Source organism: Rathayibacter sp. VKM Ac-2928 (assembly GCF_022815545.1).
In the GTDB taxonomy this organism is placed as follows: Bacteria; Actinomycetota; Actinomycetes; order Actinomycetales; family Microbacteriaceae; genus Rathayibacter; species Rathayibacter festucae.
In genome coordinates, this window is sequence record NZ_JALGRU010000002.1 from 399872 (window position 1) to 419079 (window position 19208).

Consider the following 19208-nt stretch of genomic DNA (forward strand, 5'->3'; position numbering starts at 1 on the left):
AGGTGGCGCTTGGTGGCGCGCGGGTCTCGATACGGCCTGCGGCCTACTCGACCTCGACATCTGTCGGTTATCGCGGCGCGATAACCGATCAGATGTCGAGAAACCTCACGTCCTTGGCGTTTTTTTGAATGAAGGAGCGGCGCGACTCGACGTCCTCGCCCATCAGGGTCGAGAAGATCTCGTCGGCGGCGGCCGCGTCGTCGAGGGTGACCTGGAGGAGGGTCCGCGTGGCGGGGTCCATCGTGGTCTCCCACAGCTCCTTGTAGTCCATCTCGCCGAGACCCTTGTAGCGCTGGATCCCGTTCTCCTTGGGCATGCGCTTGTTCGACGCTGCACCGTGCGCGATCAGCGCGTCGCGCTCGCGGTCGCTGTAGACGTACTCGTGCGGCGAGTTCGACCACTTGAGGCGGTAGAGCGGCGGCTGCGCGAGGTAGACGTAGCCGAGGTCGATCAGCGGGCGCATGTAGCGGAACAGCAGGGTCAGCAGCAGCGTCGTGATGTGCTGGCCGTCGACATCGGCGTCGGCCATCAGGATGATCTTGTGGTACCGCGCCTTGTCGGGGTTGAAGTCCTCGCCGATGCCGGCTCCGAAGGCCGTGATCATCGCCTGGACCTCGTTGTTGCCCAGGGCGCGGTCGAGGCGGGCCTTCTCGACGTTGAGGATCTTGCCGCGGAGGGGGAGGATCGCCTGGGTCTCGGGGTTCCGGCCCTGGACGGCGGAGCCGCCGGCCGAGTCGCCCTCGACGATGAAGATCTCGGAGATCGACGGGTCCTTCGACTGGCAGTCCTTGAGCTTGCCCGGCATGCCGCCGCCCTCGAGCAGCCCCTTGCGACGCGCGGTCTCCCGCGCCTTGCGGGCGGCCATCCGCGCGGAGGCGGCCTGGATCGCCTTCCGGATGATGTCCTTGGCCTGGTTGGGGTTGCGGTCGAACCAGTCCGCGAGCTGCTCGCCGGCGACCCGCTGCACGAACGCCTTGGCCTCGGTGTTGCCGAGCTTGGTCTTGGTCTGGCCCTCGAACTGCGGCTCGCCGAGCTTGATCGACACGACGGCGGTGAGGCCCTCGCGGATGTCGTCGCCCGAGAGGTTCTCGTCCTTGTCCTTGAGCAGGTTGTTCGCGCGCGCGTACTTGTTGACGAGCGTCGTCAGCGCCGCCCGGAACCCCTCCTCGTGCGTGCCGCCCTCGTGCGTGTTGATCGTGTTCGCGTAGGTGTGCACGCTCTCGGTGTACGCCGTCGTCCACTGCATCGCGACCTCGAGGGAGATGCGGCGCTCGGTGTCCTCGGACTCGAAGTCGATGATCTCGGAGTGCACGAGATCGGACTTCTTCAGCGAGTTGATGTACTCGACGTAGTCGACGAGGCCCTTCTCGTAGAGGAAGACGTCGCTGCGCGGGCCGGAGGTCTCGTTCTCCCCCTCGCCGTCGAACTCGATCTCCTTCTCGTCGGTCAGCGCGATGCGGAGGCCCTTGTTGAGGAACGCCATCTGCTGGAACCGGGCGCGGAGGGTCTCGTAGTCGAACTCGACGGTCTCGAAGATCTCGGCGTTCGGCCAGAAGGTGATGGTGGTGCCGGTCTCGGCGCTCGGCCCGCCCTTCGCGAGCGGCGCCTCCGGCACTCCATTGGCGAAGGTCATGCTGTAGGAGGCGCCCTGGCGCTTCACCTCGACCTCGAGCCGGGTGGAGAGCGCGTTGACGACGGACGAGCCGACGCCGTGCAGACCGCCGGAGACCGCGTAGCCGCCGCCGCCGAACTTGCCGCCGGCGTGCAGCACGGTCAGGACGAGCTCGACGGTGGAGATGCCCTCGGTGGGGTGCATGTCGACCGGGATGCCGCGGCCGTTGTCGACGACGGTCAGGCCGCCGTCGGCGCGCATGACGACCTCGATGTTGTCGCAGTAGCCCGCGAGCGCCTCGTCGACGGCGTTGTCGACGATCTCGTAGACCAGGTGGTGCAGACCGCGCGGGCCCGTCGAGCCGATGTACATGCCGGGGCGCTTGCGGACCGCCTCGAGGCCCTCGAGGACCTGGATCTGGTTCGCGCCGTAGTCGCCGGAGGACTTCGTCGACATGCCGGCGGAGTGCGCGGCCTCCGACGGGGCGGCCTCGGCCGGAGCGGAGGCAGCGGAGGGGCCGGTGGAGCCGTTCGCGTCCAGGTCGTTCGCTGCGGGGGCTGACGTGGAGTCGGTCGGCTCGGGTGTCATAGCTGTGGAGTTCTCCTCTGACGGTCCGTCGCGGCGCGCAGGCGGATCTGGAGATCTCGCGCACGGGGTCGACGCTGCGGTTCGGCGGCCCTCCATTCTATCGCGCGGCGGCCGGTCGCGCGGCGCTCAGTGGCGATCTGACGAACGATTTCTCCGGGGTCGACCGAAAATGCGTCCTCAGCCGTAGGTATCGCGCGGACCACGCCCTGGAATCGACCTGGGGCCCTTTTTCCAGTTCGGGACGTCGGGCCCCTGGAAACGGATCGCGGTGATCCCCGCGTCCGGGTGGTTCACCGCGATGTGGTTCATGATCTCGATCCGCATCAGACGCAGCTGGGTCGACCAGGCCGTCGACTCGCACGCCACCGTGAGCACGCCGTCCACCACGCCGACCGGAGTGGAGTGCTTCGCCGTCTCCTCGCCGGCGATCGCGGTCCAGGACGACATCAGGTCGCCCTGGGCGAGGGGAGCGGTCCAGCCGAGCTTCACCGTGAGAGAGGAGAGCACGTCGCCGAGGTCGTGCGGATCGCGGCCCCCGCCGAACGGGGCGGCGTCGCCCTTGGGCTCGGCCCGGTCGACGGTCTTGCGCACCCGGCGGGGGGCGTCGCCGCCGAAGACCTCCTTGAGGTGCTGGTAGACGCGGGCGGCCTCGGAGTCGGGCGCGGGGGAGGGCGCGCCGCGGCGGGGGGAGTCAGCCACGGTCGGGCACCGGAGCGTCGTCCGCGCTGTCGTCCGGCGCGGGGGACGCATCCGTGTCGGCGGGCTCCGCCGGAGCGGACGCGGTCTCGACCGGTGCGGTCAGGGGCGTCTCCGGGACCACGACCGCGTCGGACTCGACGATGCGGCCCGCCTCGATCCGGACCGTGTGCGCCGCCAGCGCCGCGGGCACGTCGTCGAAGACGGCGGCCGTGATCAGCACCTGCTCGTAGTCGGCGACCACGGCGGCGAGCCGCTCGCGGCGGCGGGCGTCGAGCTCGGCGAAGACGTCGTCGAGCATCAGCACGGGGTCGCCCATGGGGGAGTCGCGCCGGAGCAGCTCGGCCGCGCCGAGCTTGAGCGCCAGAGCGAACGACCAGCTCTCGCCGTGGCTGGCGTAGCCCTTCGCCGGGAGGTCGTTGAGCTCGAACTGGACGTCGTCGCGGTGCGGCCCGACCAGCGAGATCCCGCGGTCGAGCTCGCGTCGGCGCACGGAGAGCAGGGCCGCGGAGAAGGTCGCGGCCAGCTCCGCCGGCGCCGCGGAGGCCTCGGCCGTCGCGACGGGCTCGTCGTCGTCGTCGACCGCTCCCTCGATGCTCAGGCGCGAGCGCAGCACCGGGCGCTGGTCCGCTCCGGCGACCGCCTCGTACGCGGCTCGGACCGGGCCGCTCAGCTCGTCGACCAGGGTCAGCCGCGACTGGATGATCTCGGTGCCGAGGGCGACGAGGCGCTCGTCCCAGATGTCGAGCGTCCCGAGCTTCGCAGGATCGCGGACGCCGCTCGCCCGCGCGGACTTGAGGAGCGAGTTGCGCTGGCGGAGCACCCGCTCGTAGTCCGCCTGCACCGCGCTCATCCGCGGGGAGCGGAGGACGATCAGCTGATCGAGGAAGCGGCGGCGCGCGGACGGGTCGCCGCGGATGAGGAGGAGGTCCTCCGGCGCGAAGAGGACGCTCGAGAAGAAGCGGGGCAGCTCGCGCGGCTTGATGCCGCCGCGGTTGATCTGCGCGCGGTTGGCGGAGGAGCGGTTGATCTGCACCTCGGCGAGCAGGTCGCGGTCGCCGTTGCGCAGCCGTGCGCGGATCACCGCACTGTCCCGACCCGCGCGGATCAGCGCCTGATCGGTGGACACCCGGTGCGAGCCGAGCGTGGAGAGGTAGCCGAGCGACTCGACCAGGTTCGTCTTGCCCTGGCCGTTGCGCCCGACGAAGAGGTTCGGGCCCGGCGCGAGCGCGACGTCCACGGAGGCGTAGTTGCGGAAGTCGCTCAACGCCAGCTGCGTCACCTGCACGCGCTCACCTCCTCCGTGTCCACTCTGCCCGATGCTCCTGCGCCGGGCGCGGGGTCTCGATACGCCGCTGCGCGGCTACTCGACCAGCATGGAACTCCGCCGTCCGCAGGACGCGACCCAGCATGGAACCCCGCCGTCCGCAGGACGCGACCCAGCATGGAACCCCGCCGTCCGCAGGACGCGACCCAGCAAGCCACCGCGTCGTCCGAAGGACGCGCCTCTCCCACCGAGCACAGCAGAAGCGGCCGCGCTCCCAGTGCAAGGTGCAGGCGGCCGAAGGCGCCGCCGCCGCCGTGAGAGCATCCCTGCCTCACGGTGGCGGCGGGCCGCAGGTCGCCGTCCGCGACCGGCTCTGCATGACGCCACAGCTTCGAGAAGCCGACCGCCGTGAGGACTGCCGCAGGCAGTCCGAACCGGTCGACTCAGTCGACCGCTTTGACGGAGTGCCCGCCGAACTGGTTGCGGAGCGCCGCGACCGCCTTCATGGCGGGGGAGTCCTCCTGGCGGGAGACGAACCGCGCGAAGATCGAGGCGCTGATCGTGGGGACGGGGACGGCGTTGTTGATGGCCTCCTCGATCGTCCAGCGGCCCTCGCCGGAGTCCTGGACGTAGCCCTCGATGTGCTCGAACTCCGGGTCCTGCTCGAGTGCGCGGACGAGCAGCTCGAGGAGCCAGGAGCGGACGACCGTGCCGCGCTGCCACGCCTTGAAGGTGCCGGTGACGTCCTTGATGATGTCCTTGCGGGTGTCGAGGAGCTCGTAGCCCTCGGCGAACGCCTGCATCAGCGCGTACTCGATGCCGTTGTGCACCATCTTCGCGTAGTGGCCCGCGCCGACCTCGCCGACGTGGACGAAGCCCTCCTCACGGGGGCCCTCGGGGCGCAGCGCGTCGAAGACGGGCATCGCGTACTCGACGAGCTCCTTGGGGCCGCCGACCATCAGGCCGTAGCCGTTCTCGAGGCCCCAGACCCCGCCGGAGACACCGGCGTCGATGTAGTGGACGCCCTTGGGCTTGAGCAGCGCGTCGTGCTTGAAGTCCTCGGTGAAGCGGGAGTTGCCGCCGTCGATGACCAGGTCGCCCTCGCTGAGCTTCTCGGACAGGTCGGTGACGACGGCGTCCGTGATGGCGCCGGCCGGGACCATGACCCAGACGATGCGCGGCGCGGGGAGGGCGGCGATCATCTCGTCGAGCGAGGCGGCGTCCGAGACGTCCGGGTTGCGGTCGTAGCCGGTGACCTCGACGCCCTTCTCCCGCAGGCGGGAGCGCATGTTGTCGCCCATCTTGCCGAGTCCGACGAGTCCGATGTGCATGGTGAACCTTCCTGGGATTCGATGTCCGGCGGGCGGGTGCTCGTCGGGAGCAGGGCGGTCGCGGCGCTGCGATCGGGGAGGAGCGGTCAGCGCAGGAGCAGGTTCGGCTGGAGCAGGTAGCGGTAGCTGTCGCTCCCGGGCTGCTCGCGCGAGGTCTGAGCCGTGATCAGGACCGGTCCGGGCTTGTTGGGGTTCTCGGTCTTCGTGAACGCGATGCGCACGAACTCCGAGTGCACGGCGGCGAGGCCGTCGAGCAGGAACTGCGGCTTCAGCGACACCACGACGTCGACGCCGGTGACGATGGCGTCGATGCTCTCGGACGCCTGCGCCTGCTCGGAGCCGATGGCCTCGAGGGTGAGCCCGTCGCTGCTGAAGCTGAAGCGAAGGGCGGCCTCGCGCTCGAGGACGAGCGAGACGCGGCGGGTGGCCTCGATGAGGTCGCTCGTCGCCATCACGGCGTAGTTCTCGACCGAGGCGGGGAAGAGGCGCTTCACGGGCGGGAAGTTGCCCTTGATCAGGAGCGACGTGACGGTCTTGCGATCGGCGGTGAAGGCGATCAGCTCGCGCTCGTCGCGCTGGGTGATCGCGACCGAGACGGTGCCGGAGTGGCTGAAGGTCTTGCCGACCTCCTGCAGGGTGCGCGCGGGGACCAGCGCGGTCAGCGGCTGGCTGGGAGCGGCGTTGTCGCCGTTGTCCCAGTCGATCTCGCGGACGGCGACGCGGTAGCGGTCGGTGGCGACGAGGCCGATGGTGTTCTCGGTGATCTCGAGCTGCACGCCGGTGATCACGGGGGTGACGTCGTCGCGGGAGGCGGCGACGGCGACCTGCGAGATCGCGGCGGAGAACGCGTCGGCGGGGACGAGGCCGGTGGAGGCGTCGATCTCGGGGATGCTCGGGTACTCCTCCACGGGCATCTGCAGGAGCGTGAAGTGCGCGGAGCCGGCCGAGACCGAGACGCGCGACTCCTCCGTCGCGACGCGCACCGGGGCGTTGGGGAGGCGGTTGGCGATGTCGGCGAGCAGGCGGCCGGAGACGAGGACCGTGCCGATCTCCTCGACGTCCGCGGCGATCTGCGTCTGCGCGGAGACCTCGTAGTCGAACGAGGAGAGCGTGAGGCCCTCGGCGGTCGCCTCGATGAGGATGCCCGAGAGGATCGGCAGGGTCGTGCGCTGCGGCAGCAGCTTGACCGCGAACGACACCGCCTCGCTGAAGACATCGCGGTTGGCTTGGAACCTCACGAGAACACCCCTGACGAGTCGTGGACGAAGACCGACGCCCATCGTACTCGTCAGCTTCGACGTGCCCGGAAGCACGGCGCCCTCCCGGCGCAGCCGAGCCCTGTGGAGAGGTTGCCGTTCCGCCCCTGATTAAAGAGAGAACTGCGTTAACAGTGTTAACACGTGTGGAAACTGTGGAAAACGTCCGGGACCCCTACTCACGACTGCGATGCGGAGGGGGTCGAACTGTGGACGGAGTGTGAGCGCGGTCGTGGACGGCCTGTGGAGGGATTCGACCGGGTCATCCGGAGTGCACAGGCGGGTGCTCGGAGCGCACAGGTCGAGGGTGGTTGTCCACAGTTATCCACAGGTTGCTCACACGTGTGGAAATCGACCGGAATCGTTCGATGTGGCGAACGACGGCGGGCGTGGCGGGGAGGCGAGGGGGCGTGGTGGGAGACGGCGTCACCGGGAGGGGTGGGTCTCGATACGCCGCTGCGCGGCTACTCGACCAGCATGGAAGGGCCGCTGCTCGGCTGCTCGGCCGGCATGGAAGGGCCGCAGCTCGGCTGCTCGACCAGCATGGAAGGGCCGCTGCTCGGCTGCTCGACCAGCATGGAAGGGCCGCTGCTCGGCTGCTCGACCGGCAAGTGGGGGCCGCTGTGCGGCTGCTCGGCCGGCATGCGGCCGCGGCTGCTCGACCAGAGAGAGAGGGAGCAGCCGGCGGCCCGGGGGTCAGCGGTTGGTCTTGATGCGGGTGGTCAGCTCGGTGACCTGGTTGTAGATGCTGCGGCGCTCCTTCATGAGCTCCGAGATCTTCTTGTTGGCGTACATGACCGTGGTGTGGTCGCGGTTGCCGAACAGCTGGCCGATCTTGGGCAGCGAGAGGTTGGTCAGCTCGCGGCAGAGGTACATCGCGATCTGACGGGCGGTGGCCACGGCCTGCGAGCGCGACGAGCCGTAGAGGTCGTCGACCGTGAGCTTGAAGTAGTCCGCGGTGTGATTGATGATGTCGACCGGCGAGATGACGTTGTCCTCGTCGAGCGTGATCAGGTCCTTCAGGACCGTCTGCACCAGCGCCATGTCCACCGGGGTTCGGTTGAGGCTCGCGAACGCGGTGACGCGGATCAGCGTCCCCTCCAGCTCGCGGATGTTGCTGGACACCTTCGACGCCATGAACTCGAGGATGTCGTCCGGGACGAGCAGCTTCTCGCTGACGGCCTTCTTGCGGAGGATCGCAATGCGGGTCTCGAGGTCGGGCGCCTGCACGTCGGTGATCAGGCCCCACTCGAACCGCGAGCGCATGCGGTCCTCGAAGCCGGTCAGCGCCTTCGGCGGCAGGTCCGAGGTGATCACGACCTGCTTGTTGTGGTCGTGCAGCTGGTTGAAGGTGTGGAAGAACGCCTCCTGCGTCTCCGCCTTCCCCTGCAGGAACTGGATGTCGTCGATCAGGAGGATGTCGACATTGCGGTACCGGCCGTGGAACGCGTTGCCGCGGTTGTTCGCGATCGAGTTGATGAAGTCGTTGGTGAACTCCTCGCTCGACACGTACCGCACGCGGATGCCCGGGTAGAGGCTCATCGCGTAGTGGCCGATGGCGTGCAGGAGGTGGGTCTTGCCGAGGCCCGAGTCGCCGTAGACGAAGAGCGGGTTGTACGCCTTCGCCGGCGCCTCGGCCACGGCGACCGCGGCGGCGTGCGCGAAGCGGTTGGAGCCGCCGATGACGAAGTTGTCGAAGCTGTACTTCGGGTTCAGCCGGGTGTCGGTCGCCGGCACGGTGCGCAGCTCCTCGACGACGCGGACCGGCGGGGCGACCGTGGCGGAGGAGCCGGTCACCGGCTCGAAGGGGTTCAGCGAGTCTGACGAGGGGGAGCTCATCGGCTCGTGCTCGATGTCGGGGTTCACCACGAAGGCGAAGGTCGAGACGCCGAAGGAGTCGTCGAGGGCGCCGATCGCGCTGAGCAGCGGCACGCGGACCCGGTGCTCGAGCATCCCGCGGGTGAACTCGTTCGGGACCTCGAGGTAGAAGGTGCCCGCCATGATGCCCTTGGGCTCCACCAGCGAGACGAAGCCGTACATCGGCGCGGTGATGCGCTCGTCCCGCGACAGCTCGCCGCGGATCACGTTCCACGCGTCGATCATCGACGTGTCGTCAGGCATCTGTCTCCGGTCCTCGGTCGCTCTCGAAATCCTGGCCGCCGCCTCGGGCTGTCGTCCGTCACGGCGGGCCCTCGGTTCCAGCGGAGATCCGGGGCCCGATCCCTGCACAGGCGCTTCCACAGGCCTCGCCCGATCCCCGCGATCACGCGGGAGGGGGCGGTTCGCGCCTGTGGATAACTGCGGCTCAACACCGTAGCCAACGGAGCCGACGGGAGACAAATCCACCACAGCGACACCCGCGTGTCAATGCGCGGAACACCGCGTCCCGTGTGCAGAATCGAGGTTTCGCCCGGCGCACATTTGACCGGTGGCGGCGGAGGACGTAGTTTAAGTCAGTTGACGCCTGCCCGGCGTCGGGAGCACGGTCCTCGGGGATCGGGCCGATCGGCACCCGGGCACCCCCTCTTCCCGGACGAACCGGAGCCCCCGCCACCGGCGTGGAGCCCCGCTCGCACCGCGGAACCCGTACGTGGAGATCTGACTATGAGCAAGCGAACCTTCCAGCCGAACAACCGTCGTCGCGCCAAGGTGCACGGCTTCCGTCTGCGCATGCGCACGCGCGCCGGTCGCGGCATCCTGAGCGCTCGCCGCGCCAAGGGCCGCACCGAGCTCTCGGCGTAGCGCCTAGCGATTCCGTCCAGCGGTGCTGGCCAGAGCCCATCGCATCGTCCTCGGTGGCGAGTACCGGGCAGTCGTCCGTCGCGGTGTGCGGTCCACGGGACCGCACACCGTCACGTATGTCCGGAGGTCCTCCGGCGACGCACCGGTGCGGTTCGGCTTCATCGTGGCCAAGACGGTCGGGACGGCCGTGAAGCGGAACACCGTGCGGCGCCGGCTCAAAGCCGTCGCCTTCGAGCTCGTGCCGCAGCTGGAGTCCGGGACCGACGTGGTCGTCCGGGCGCTGCCCGGCAGCGCCGACGCTCCGTGGTCCGCGCTGCGGCAGGACGTGGTCGCCGCCGTCACCCGTGCGCGCGCCGTCCGCGCGGGCGAGGCGCTCCGGTGACGGCCGCTCCGTCCACGGCCGCACCGGTCGTCACCGCTCCCGGATCGTCGCCCGCGGCCTCCTGGACCGCCCGCCTGGGCTGGTTCCTCCTCCTGCTGCCGCGCAACATCGGCATCCTGCTGCTCGTCGTGTACCGGGCGGTGATCTCGCCGCTGTACGGCGACGTCTGCCGCTACTACCCGTCGTGCTCCTCCTACGCACTCCAGGCGGTCCAGCTCCACGGGCTCGTCCTCGGGTCCGTCCTCGGCGCCCGCCGACTCCTCCGCTGCCACCCGTGGGCGGCCGGCGGGGTCGACGACGTGCCGACCTCGATCCCCCTGCACCGACCGGCTCCCGGCCGGACCCGCTTCGCCGTGACGCGTCTCGGGTTCGTCGCGGGCCCTCGAAAGGACTGACCCCCTCCCATGGACCTCCTCGGCACGATTCTCTGGCCCCTCAAGTGGGTGGTCGAGCTGCTCCTCGTCGCCTTCCACCAGCTGCTGACCTTCACCGGCCTCGACGCGGCGGCAGGCATCACCTGGGTGCTGTCGATCGTGGGGCTGGTCCTCGTCATCCGCGCCGCGCTCATCCCGATCTTCGTCAAGCAGATCAAGAGCCAGCGCCGCATGATGGAGGTGGCGCCGCAGCTCAAGAAGATCCAGGACAAGTACAAGGGCAAGCGCGACCAGCTGTCCCGCGAGGCGATGTCCCGCGAGACCATGGAGCTCTACAAGAAGACGGGCACCAACCCGCTCGCCTCGTGCCTCCCGCTGCTGATCCAGATGCCGATCTTCTTCAGCCTGTTCTCCGTGCTGAACTCGGCGCAGCACAGCCAGCGCGGCGTCGGTCCGCTGGACGACGTCCTCGCCCGCCAGTTCGGTGAGGCCAACCTCTTCGGCATCGCCCCGCTGCACCAGTCGATCCAGGGTGCGCTCGCGGAGGGCGGCCAGGAGCTCGTCGTCGTCATCGCCGTCGTCATGGTGGTCCTGATGACCGCCTCGCAGTTCATCACCCAGCTGCAGATCGTCTCGAAGAACATGTCGCCCGAGGCCAAGGCCTCGCCGACGTTCAAGCAGCAGCGGATCCTGCTCTACATCCTCCCGCTCGTCTTCGCCTTCTCGGGCTTCGCCTTCCCCCTCGGCGTCATGTTCTACTGGCTGACCTCGAACATCTGGACGATGGTCCAGCAGTTCATCGTCATCCGGAACATGCCGACCCCCGGCAGCGAGGCCGCGAAGGCGCGCGAGGAGCGCCTGCGCCGCAAGGGCAAGCTCGTCGAGGAGACGACCGACGCCGGCACCGTCACGCTCGTCGAGAAGAAGGTCGTGCAGCGCGCTCAGCCCGTCAGCAAGAACCGCTCCAAGAAGCAAGCCGGAAAGAAGTAGGCCCCCAGAATGACCGATTCGACGCAGATGTTCACCGGTGCTCCGGCGGCCCCGGACGCGCAGGCTCCGGCCGACGAGGAGCTCGCTCCGCGGGCGTCCTCCACCGACGGCGGTGCCGCGCCGACGCTGTCGCAGCTCGAGGAGGAGGGCGACGTCGCCGCGGACTACATCGAGGAGTTCCTCGACATCTGCGACCTCGACGGCGACATCGACATCGAGGTCCGCAACGGCCGCGCCTACCTGTCGGTCACGGCCTCCGGCGACACCAACCTGCGCGTGCTCTCCCGCCCGGACGCGGTCCAGGCGCTGCAGGAGCTCACGCGCCTCGCGGTGCAGACGAGGACGGGCGGCTTCTCGCGGCTCATCCTCGACATCGGTGGTTCCCGGGACGCCCGCGAGGCCGAGCTGGCCCAGCTGGTCGACCGTGCGATCGAGCGCATCGAGGAGGGCGCGACGTCGGCGTCGCTGCCCCCGATGTCGTCCTACGAGCGCAAGCTCGTCCACGACATGGTCGGCGAGCGCGGTTTCGTGTCGGAGTCGCGCGGCGAGGCCCGCGAGCGCCACACCGTCATCACCCGCGGCTGAGCGCTGTGGAGCCGACCCTCGAGCCGGAGCCCGCTGCCGCCGCCGCGATCGCCGGTGAGCGACTGCCCGTCCTGCGGCGCTTCACGGAGGCGCTCGCCCGCGAGGGGGAGGAGCGGGGCCTCATCGGTCCGCTGGAGCTCCCGCGCCTGTGGACGCGGCACGTGCTCAACAGCGCCCTGGTGGCCCCTCTCCTGCGTCCGGGGCTCGTGGGTGATGTCGGCAGTGGTGCCGGCCTCCCCGGCGTCGTGCTGGGCATCGTACGGCCGGACGTCCGGTTCGTGCTGATCGAGCCGATGGAGCGCCGGGTGCTGTGGCTGCAGGAGCAGGTCGACGCGCTCGAACTCGAGAATGTCTCGGTTCTGCGGGCCCGCGCCGAGGAGGTCCGGCTGGCGGAGCCGCTGGATCAGGTCACGGCGCGCGCGGTCAGTGCTCTCTCGAAGCTGATTCCGTTGACGGCACCGCTGCTGCGACCGGGCGGCGAGCTCGTCCTGCTGAAGGGCATCAACGCCGAGAAGGAGATCGAGGCCGCGGCCAAGCAGATCCGTCGCTTCAAGCTCTCCCCGCCCGAGGTCGTCGTGCTCGGCGACGGCGTGCTCTCCGAGGTGACGAGGGTCGTCCGAGCTAAAGTGGGATGATCGCCACGACGTCGCACGCGATCCCCTGAATCCTCGACTGTCGGTTCCTCGGTGCTGCCCCACTTCCACCCGCTGAGCGAAGGTTTCACGTGAAACGATCCGACCCCGCCGGACTGACCGGAGGTTTCGACGCCTCGACCCCGCTCGCCCGCGAGATCGCGGACATGACGCGCCGGCGCGCGCTGCTCAACGCGCAGCCGCTGCCGAAGCCGGAGACGACCCGCGTCATCACGATCTCCAACCAGAAGGGCGGCGTCGGCAAGACCACGACCACCGTCAATCTGGCCGCGGGGCTCGCTCGGGGCGACGCGAAGGTCCTGGTCATCGACCTGGACCCGCAGGGCAATGCCTCGACGGCGCTCGGGATCGAGCACCGGGCCGAGACGGCGAGCGTCTACGACGTGATCGTGAACGACACGCCCCTCGCGGACGTCGTGCAGAAGAGCCCGGAGTTCGCCTCGCTCTACGGGGTTCCGGCGACGATCCATCTTGCCGGCGCCGAGATCGAGCTGGTCTCCCTCGTCGCGCGCGAGCAGCGGCTCCGCCGCGCGCTGGACCGGATGCTCAAGGGGATGGACGAGCCGTTCGACTACGTCTTCATCGACTGCCCGCCGTCGCTCGGGCTGCTGACGATCAACGCGTTCGTCGCGGCGCGCGAGGTGCTGATCCCGATCCAGTGCGAGTACTACGCGCTCGAGGGTCTCAGTCAGCTGCTGAAGAACATCGACCTGATCGAGCGGCACCTCAACCCGAACCTGGCGGTTTCGACGATCCTGCTGACGATGTTCGACGGGCGGACGAACCTGTCCAACCAGGTCGCGGCGGATGTGCGCGAGCACTTCCCGAAGGAGGTGCTGCGCGCCGTGATCCCGCGCAACGTGCGGATCTCGGAGGCGCCGTCCTACGGGCAGAGCGTGATCAGCTACGACCCGCAGTCGTCCGGTTCCCTCGCGTATCTCGAGGCGGCGGCGGAGATCGCGCGCCGAGGCGTACCCAAGACCCCGGCGGCGACGCCCGATGGAGAGGACCGCTGATGGCGACCAAGCGCACGGGACTCGGCCGGGGCATCGGCGCCCTGATCCCGGTCAGCGACGACACCCGCTCGCGGCCCGTCGACGTCTTCTTCCCGGATCAGGTGGGTGCAGCGAACGCCGAGGACGAGCTGCTGCAGGTACCCGGCGCACGGCTGGCGCAGCTGTCGCTGTCGGAGATCGTGCCGAACGCGGCGCAGCCCCGGTCGGTCTTCGACCAGGACGAGCTGGCCGAGCTGGTGCACAGCATCCGCGAGTTCGGGGTGCTGCAGCCGATCGTGGTGCGGCCTGTCACCGGGCGCAAGGGCGCGAAGTACGAGCTGGTGATGGGGGAGCGGCGCTTCCGCGCCTCCAAGGCCGCCGGCCTGAAGACCATCCCCGCGGTGGTCAAGGACACGGCGGACGAGAACATGCTCCGGGACGCGCTCCTGGAGAACCTGCACCGCGCCGAGCTGAACCCGCTCGAAGAGGCCTCTGCGTACCAGCAGCTGCTGAGCGACTTCGGCATCACGCAGGAGGCGCTGGCGACGCGCCTCGGCCGATCGCGCCCGCAGATCTCGAACACGCTGCGACTGTTGCGGCTCCCCGCCGATGTGCAGGCTCGGGTGGCTGCCGGCGTGCTCAGCGCGGGGCACGCGCGTGCGGTGCTGTCCGTGGAGACGCCGGAGCTCATGCGCCGGCTCGCGGACAAGATCGTCAACGAGGACCTGTCGGTGCGGGCCGCTGAGGCTGCTGCTGCGCAGATGAAGGCTCCGAAGACCACCTCGCGCGAGCCGGAGGAGGAGCAGGGCGGTCATGCCGGGCACCTCAGCACGGTGGCGGACCACCTCGGCGACCGGTTGAATACGCGGGTGAAGGTGACGCTGGGAGCCCGCAAGGGGCAGGTGGTCATCGACTTCGCGACCATCCATGATCTGAACCGCATTCTGGCCGAGATCGGTGAGCCGACCGAGGTGTCGCTGGCGCCGTGAGGTGCGCGGCCGTTTCACGTGAAACGGTGTGCGTACGGGGCCGGGTCTTGAGACGCCGTTGACGCGGCTACTCGTCCAGCATGGTGAAGTGGCCAGCTCTTGAGCTGCCTTCGCCTCTTGCGGGTGGAGTGGGTGCAGAGCGCCATATCGAGACCGGCGCGTGCAGTTCTGGAGCGAACCGGGCTGTTGGCGGGTAGGTCTCGATACGCCGCCGGTGGCGGCTACTCGACCAGCATGCTTTGCGGGAGCAAGGCATGAGGGGTGCCTGGCTTCCCTTTGTCCTCCGCATTCGGGACCATGTTGGTCGAGTAGGCGCGCAGCGCCGTATCGAGACCGAGCCCGCCGATGCTGGCGATCGTTGTACTCATGAATGGGGTCTCGATACGCCGCCGTGGGCGGCTACTCGACCAGCATGTTCTGCCGGGACGAGGCCTGTGGAAGAGCCTGGCCCCGTGCGGTACTTCGCAGGCGGCAGCATGTTGGTCGAGTAGGCGCGCAGCGCCGTATCGACACCGGGCCCCCTGCTCCTGGCGGTAGCTGGGGGGAGGCGGGTGGGTCTCGATACGCCGCCGGAGGCGGCTATTCGACCAGCATGGAGCGTTTCACGTGAAACGGAGGTGGGGCTGACGCTCCGCACGACCGGAGCGGCGGGCCCGGATGTTTCACGTGAAACGGGGGGGGCTAATGGGTGAGAGCCAGGCGGGCGAGGGTGGAGTAGACGTCGCCGAGGTAGCGGCCGGAGGCCTCGATGGCTTGGGGGACGAGGGAGGTCTCGGTCATGCCGGGGAGGACGTTGGCGTCGAAGAACCAGGGGAGGCCGTCGGGGTCGACGATGAAGTCGATGCGGGAGAGGTGGCGCAGGCCGAGCAGCTCGTGGACGGCGACCGCGACGCGGGAGGCGTCGTCGAGAGCCTCGTCCGGGAGGCGGGCCGGGGTGTAGAAGCGGGTCTCGCCCGCGTTGTAGCGGGCCTCGAAGGTGTAGCGACCCGCAACCGGGGCGATCTCGACCGGGGGGAGAGCGAAGGGGCCGTCACCGAGGTCGAGGACACCGACGGAGACCTCGGTCCCGATGATCTGCTGCTCGATGAGCGCGACCTCGCCGTAGGTGTAGGCGTCGACCATCGCACGCGGAAGCTCGTCGGTCTCCGTCACGATGCTCACGCCCTGGGCGGAGCCGCCCTGCGCCGGCTTGACGACGAGCGGGCCGGGAAGGTGCGCGCGGACCTGATCGAGGATGCCTGCGGCGCCGAGCTCGCGGAACGTCTCGCGGGGGAGGGTGATCGAGCGAGGAGTGGCGATGCCGGCCCGCGCGACGAGCGTCTTCGCGGTCGGCTTGAACCACGCGAGGCGGGCGGCGTCCGTGCGCGAGCCCACGTAGGGGAAGCCGGCCGCCTCGAGCAGGCCGAGCAGAGCACCGTCCTCGCCGCTCGCGCCGTGGACGGCGGGCCAGATCACGTCGGGACGCTGGTCGAGCAGCGCCGCCAGGAGACCGGAATCCGGTTCGCGGTGGGCGACACGGTGCCCCATGGCCGAGAGGCGGTCGGCGACGCGACGGCCGGAGCGCAGGGAGACGTCGCGCTCGTGGCTGATGCCGCCGCTGATCACGACGATGTCGAGGGTGCGGTCGAGGGTGGAGAAATCGGTCATGACCGGGCCTTCTGTCGTTCGTGGATCACGGAGTCAGGAGATCTGGGGCGGGAGGACGGCGTCGCGCTGATCGACGCCGGCGCCTCTCCGCACTCGGGCGTCGGCGAAGGTGGACAGCAGGTCGAGTTCGCCGTTGATGACCGTCGCGAGGCGGCGGATGCCGTCGCCGATGCGCTCGGGAGTCGGGTAGCAGAAGGACAGCCGGATGTTCTGCCGCCCGTCGCCGTTGCCGAAGAAGGCCGTGCCGGGCGTGTAGGCGATCAGCTCCTTGACCGCGCGCGGCAGCATCGCCTTCGAGTCGAGCTCCTCGGGGAGGGTGACCCAGACGTAGAAGCCGCCGTTCGGATTCGTCCAGCTGAGACCGGGGAGGTGCGTCTCGAGCCCGCGGATCATCGCCTCCTTGCGCTCGCGGTAGACACCGCGGAAGGTGTCGATCTGCGCGCGCCAGTCCGCCGTCGCCAGATACTGCGAGATCACGAGCTGACTGAAGGACGACGGGCTGAGCACCGCCGCCTCGTTCGCGAGGATCAGCCGCTCGCGGATGGCGTGCGGCGCCAGCGCCCAGCCGATGCGGAAGCCGGGCGCCAGAGTCTTCGAGAAGGTGCCGAGGTAGATCACGCCGTCCTCCTCGAGGGAGCGCATCGCCTTCGGCGGCACGTCCTCGAAGTAGAGCAGACCGTAGGGGTTGTCCTCGAGCACGAGGATGCCCTCGCTCTTGCAGATCTCGAGGATCTCGACCCGCCGGTCCCAGCTCAGCGTGACTCCCGCCGGGTTGTGGAAGGTGGGGATCGTGTAGAGGAACTTGATCCGCTTGCCGGCGGCGCGCACGTGGGCGATGTGCTCGCGCAGCGCCTCGGGGATCAGTCCGTGCTCGTCCATCGCCACGTGCTCGATCTCGGCCTGGTACGAGCGGAAGATCACCATGGCGGTGACGTAGCTCGGGCCCTCGGAGAGGACGACGTCGCCCGGGTCGAGGAACAGCTTCGAGACGAGCTCGAGGGCGTGCTGCGAGCCGGTGGTCACCACGACGTCGTCCGCGCTGGCCGAGATGCCCTCGAGCGCCATCACCTCGAGGATCTGCTCGCGCAGCACCGGGACGCCCTGACCGGAGCCGTACTGCAGCGCGACGGGTCCCTGCTCGCGCATCACGGTCGCCATCGCGTCGGTGACGAGGTCCTGGGGGAGGGCGGAGACGAACGGCATGCCGCCGGCGAGCGAGACCACCTCGGGGCGGGAGGCGACAGCGAACAGTGCTCGGACCTCGCTGGCCGCGAGGCCGGCCGTGCGCTCCGCGTAGGAGTCGTACCAGGGATCGAGGTTGGTGCCGGCGTTGATCACGGTGATGTCGCTCCGCTCGATGGACAGGGTCTCCGACCGTCAGCCGGATCGATCCAGACTACTCGGCGGGGTTCAGGAGGACAGGGGGAGGGGGACGCCACTGTGCGGGCCGTGGCCTGCCTTCTGCGGCCGTTTCACGTGAAACATGAGGAGCGGCCAGTAACGACGAAGCCCCCGCGTCACAGGGGCGCAGGGGCTTCGTCAGACGGTCGAACCGTCGGGAGTCGAACTCAGAGGAACGCGGCCAGGTCGGCCTCGAGGGCGGGCTTCGGCTTGGCGCCGATGACGGTCTTGACGACCTCGCCCTTCTGGTAGACCTTCATCGCCGGGATCGAGGTGATCTGGTACTTCGCGGCGATCTGCGGGTTCTCGTCGACGTTCAGCTTGACGATCTCGATCTTGTCGCCGTGCTCGGCCGAGATCTGGTCGAGGATCGGGGCGACCATGCGGCAGGGGCCGCACCACTCGGCCCAGAAGTCGACCAGGACGGTCTTCTCGGAGTCGAGGACATCGGCCTGGAACGATGCGTCGGTGACGCTCTTCGCGGTGGACATGACGATTTTCTCCTTCGTGAGCCGGCGGCGCCGACTCGAGTGCGGGTGGTGGGAGGGCTAGAGGGTGAGGAGCTCGGCGGCCGGAGTGCCCTCGGTGCTGGCGATGCCATCGGTGAGGGCGGCGAGGTAGTGCTCGGCGTCGAGGGCGGCGACGGTGCCCGAAGCGGCGGCGGTGACGGCCTGACGGTAGGTCGGGTCGATCACGTCGCCGGCGGCGAAGACGCCCGCCACGGAGGTCTGCGACGAGCGGCCGGTGACGGCGATGGTGCCGTCGGTCGTCAGGTCGAGCTTGCCGTGGACGATGTGGGTGCGCGGGTCGTTGCCGATCGCGATGAAGAGGCCGTCGAGCTCGAGCTTCGACTCGGTGCCGTCGACCGTGTTGCGCAGCTTGACGCCGTTGACGTGGTTCTCACCGGTGATGCCGGTGACCTCGGTGTTCCAGACGAACTCGATCTTCTCGTTGTCGCGGGCGCGCTTCTGCATGACCTTGGAGGCGCGGAGCGAGTCCTTGCGGTGGATGACGTAGACCTTCTCGGCGAACTTGGTGAGGAAGGTCGCCTCCTCCATCGCGGAGTCGCCGCCGCCGACGACAGCGATGGTCTTGCCCTTGAAGAAGAAGCCGTCGCAGGTGGCGCACCATGAGACACCGTGTCCCGAGAGGCGGTCCTCGTCGTGCAGGCCGAGCTTGCGGTACGCGGAGCCGGTCGCGACGACGACGGTCTTCGCCTCGATGCTCTCGCCGGAGCCGAGGTGGATCGTCTTGGTCTCTCCCTCGAGGTCGAGGGAGACGACGTCGTCGTAGAAGGTGTCCGCGCCGAACTTCTCGGCCTGCTTCTGCATGGCCGTCATCAGCTCCGGGCCGAGGACGCCGTCCGGGAAGCCGGGGAAGTTCTCGACGTCGGTGGTGTTCATCAGGTCGCCGCCGATCTCGACGGACGAGGCGACGACCACCGGGTGCAGATCGGCGCGCGCCGCGTAGATGGCGGCCGTCCAGCCTGCGGGGCCGGATCCGATGATGACGATGTCGCGCACGGCAACTCCTCGAGGTCTGTGCTGAGCGGGGCTGATCCGGCGGTCCGCCGGAGGGGGTGGTCTGCCCGGATCCGGTGCTGGGAGCGGATCCGCGGAGCCGGTCCCGCTCGCTCTGTCGTTCCCGGGCTCCAGGGGCTACAACACATCCTAGGCGGGGCCTATTCCGCGGCGTCCGGG

The 19208-nt window shown here is 69.3% G+C and carries 18 protein-coding genes; 8 read left to right on the plus strand and 10 right to left on the minus strand.

Annotated elements, in window-relative coordinates; genetic code table 11:
- Positions 1 to 88: 88 nt before the first annotated feature.
- The 6 genes from gyrB to dnaA all read right to left on the minus strand — a co-directional run bounded on the left by gyrB (position 89) and on the right by dnaA (position 8871).
- Positions 89 to 2068, minus strand: coding sequence for a DNA topoisomerase (ATP-hydrolyzing) subunit B (gene gyrB, locus MT350_RS09450; RefSeq protein WP_243615939.1), 1980 nt, complete (start codon positions 2066 to 2068; stop codon positions 89 to 91).
- 309 nt (positions 2069 to 2377) lie between these two features.
- On the minus strand, positions 2378 to 2899 hold the full coding sequence (locus tag MT350_RS09455; protein ID WP_123447257.1) for a DUF721 domain-containing protein: 522 nt from the start codon (positions 2897 to 2899) through the stop codon (positions 2378 to 2380).
- The gene (recF, locus tag MT350_RS09460) at positions 2892 to 4184 is read right to left on the minus strand and encodes a DNA replication/repair protein RecF (protein ID WP_243615822.1); all 1293 of its coding nucleotides are present in this window, start codon (positions 4182 to 4184) and stop codon (positions 2892 to 2894) included. Before recF ends, MT350_RS09455 begins: the two co-directional genes overlap by 8 nt.
- A gap of 422 nt (positions 4185 to 4606) precedes the next feature.
- Complete coding sequence (gnd, locus tag MT350_RS09465; protein ID WP_123736150.1) at positions 4607 to 5494, minus strand: phosphogluconate dehydrogenase (NAD(+)-dependent, decarboxylating); 888 nt, start codon at positions 5492 to 5494, stop codon at positions 4607 to 4609.
- 86 nt (positions 5495 to 5580) lie between these two features.
- On the minus strand, positions 5581 to 6732 hold the full coding sequence (gene dnaN / locus MT350_RS09470; protein ID WP_243615823.1) for a DNA polymerase III subunit beta: 1152 nt from the start codon (positions 6730 to 6732) through the stop codon (positions 5581 to 5583).
- Positions 6733 to 7446: 714 nt separating this feature from the next.
- Complete coding sequence (dnaA, locus tag MT350_RS09475; protein WP_123447261.1) at positions 7447 to 8871, minus strand: chromosomal replication initiator protein DnaA; 1425 nt, start codon at positions 8869 to 8871, stop codon at positions 7447 to 7449.
- A 483-nt stretch (positions 8872 to 9354) separates the two neighbouring features.
- Here dnaA and rpmH point away from each other — a divergent pair, with 483 nt between their 5' ends.
- The 8 genes from rpmH (at position 9355) to MT350_RS09515 (ending at position 14460) form a co-directional block, all read left to right on the plus strand.
- Positions 9355 to 9492 carry a 50S ribosomal protein L34 gene (gene rpmH / locus MT350_RS09480; protein WP_055784512.1) on the plus strand — a complete coding sequence of 46 codons (138 nt, stop codon included), beginning with the start codon at positions 9355 to 9357 and terminating at the stop codon, positions 9490 to 9492.
- A 22-nt stretch (positions 9493 to 9514) separates the two neighbouring features.
- Positions 9515 to 9874 carry a ribonuclease P protein component gene (gene rnpA, locus MT350_RS09485; RefSeq protein WP_308197470.1) on the plus strand — a complete coding sequence of 120 codons (360 nt, stop codon included), beginning with the start codon at positions 9515 to 9517 and terminating at the stop codon, positions 9872 to 9874.
- Positions 9875 to 9948: 74 nt separating this feature from the next.
- Positions 9949 to 10269, plus strand: a complete 321-nt coding sequence (yidD, locus tag MT350_RS09490; RefSeq protein WP_132437452.1) for a membrane protein insertion efficiency factor YidD — start codon at positions 9949 to 9951, stop codon at positions 10267 to 10269.
- Between the two features lie 9 nt (positions 10270 to 10278).
- Positions 10279 to 11238, plus strand: a complete 960-nt coding sequence (yidC, locus tag MT350_RS09495) for a membrane protein insertase YidC (protein ID WP_123447263.1) — start codon at positions 10279 to 10281, stop codon at positions 11236 to 11238.
- Positions 11239 to 11247: 9 nt separating this feature from the next.
- Positions 11248 to 11823, plus strand: a complete 576-nt coding sequence (locus MT350_RS09500; RefSeq protein ID WP_243615825.1) for a R3H domain-containing nucleic acid-binding protein — start codon at positions 11248 to 11250, stop codon at positions 11821 to 11823.
- A 5-nt stretch (positions 11824 to 11828) separates the two neighbouring features.
- Entirely contained in the window at positions 11829 to 12458 is a 630-nt protein-coding gene (gene rsmG / locus MT350_RS09505; protein ID WP_243599417.1) for a 16S rRNA (guanine(527)-N(7))-methyltransferase RsmG, read from the plus strand.
- A 164-nt stretch (positions 12459 to 12622) separates the two neighbouring features.
- Positions 12623 to 13492, plus strand: a complete 870-nt coding sequence (locus MT350_RS09510; RefSeq protein ID WP_123706250.1) for a ParA family protein — start codon at positions 12623 to 12625, stop codon at positions 13490 to 13492.
- On the plus strand, positions 13492 to 14460 hold the full coding sequence (locus MT350_RS09515; RefSeq protein ID WP_243599418.1) for a ParB/RepB/Spo0J family partition protein: 969 nt from the start codon (positions 13492 to 13494) through the stop codon (positions 14458 to 14460). The genes MT350_RS09510 and MT350_RS09515 overlap by 1 nt, the downstream gene beginning before the upstream one ends.
- A 681-nt stretch (positions 14461 to 15141) precedes the next feature.
- Here MT350_RS09515 and MT350_RS09520 read toward each other — a convergent pair.
- The 4 genes from MT350_RS09520 to trxB all read right to left on the minus strand — a co-directional run bounded on the left by MT350_RS09520 (position 15142) and on the right by trxB (position 19031).
- Positions 15142 to 16107, minus strand: a complete 966-nt coding sequence (locus MT350_RS09520; RefSeq protein ID WP_243599420.1) for a D-alanine--D-alanine ligase — start codon at positions 16105 to 16107, stop codon at positions 15142 to 15144.
- A gap of 33 nt (positions 16108 to 16140) precedes the next feature.
- The gene (locus MT350_RS09525; RefSeq protein WP_374204653.1) at positions 16141 to 17445 is read right to left on the minus strand and encodes a PLP-dependent aminotransferase family protein; all 1305 of its coding nucleotides are present in this window, start codon (positions 17443 to 17445) and stop codon (positions 16141 to 16143) included.
- A gap of 230 nt (positions 17446 to 17675) precedes the next feature.
- Positions 17676 to 17999: a thioredoxin gene (trxA, locus tag MT350_RS09530; RefSeq protein WP_123447267.1), complete on the minus strand. Its 324-nt coding sequence runs from the start codon at positions 17997 to 17999 to the stop codon at positions 17676 to 17678.
- 57 nt (positions 18000 to 18056) lie between these two features.
- Entirely contained in the window at positions 18057 to 19031 is a 975-nt protein-coding gene (gene trxB, locus MT350_RS09535; RefSeq protein WP_123736143.1) for a thioredoxin-disulfide reductase, read from the minus strand.
- Between the last annotated feature and the right edge of the window lie 177 nt (positions 19032 to 19208).

Bases quoted from the DNA above. Each gene is read 5' to 3' on its own strand.
- gnd (WP_123736150.1), bottom strand. From the start codon at position 5,494: ATGCACATCGGACTCGTCGGACTCGGCAAGATGGGCGACAACATGCGC.
- rpmH (WP_055784512.1), top strand. From the start codon at position 9,355: ATGAGCAAGCGAACCTTCCAGCCGAACAACCGTCGTCGCGCCAAGGTG.
- trxA (WP_123447267.1), bottom strand. From the start codon at position 17,999: ATGTCCACCGCGAAGAGCGTCACCGACGCATCGTTCCAGGCCGATGTC.
- MT350_RS09515 (WP_243599418.1), top strand. From the start codon at position 13,492: ATGGCGACCAAGCGCACGGGACTCGGCCGGGGCATCGGCGCCCTGATC.
- yidC (WP_123447263.1), top strand. From the start codon at position 10,279: ATGGACCTCCTCGGCACGATTCTCTGGCCCCTCAAGTGGGTGGTCGAG.
- gyrB (WP_243615939.1), bottom strand. From the start codon at position 2,068: ATGTCGACGAAGTCCTCCGGCGACTACGGCGCGAACCAGATCCAGGTC.
- MT350_RS09520 (WP_243599420.1), bottom strand. From the start codon at position 16,107: ATGACCGATTTCTCCACCCTCGACCGCACCCTCGACATCGTCGTGATC.
- dnaA (WP_123447261.1), bottom strand. From the start codon at position 8,871: ATGCCTGACGACACGTCGATGATCGACGCGTGGAACGTGATCCGCGGC.
- MT350_RS09500 (WP_243615825.1), top strand. From the start codon at position 11,248: ATGACCGATTCGACGCAGATGTTCACCGGTGCTCCGGCGGCCCCGGAC.
- MT350_RS09510 (WP_123706250.1), top strand. From the start codon at position 12,623: ATGACGCGCCGGCGCGCGCTGCTCAACGCGCAGCCGCTGCCGAAGCCG.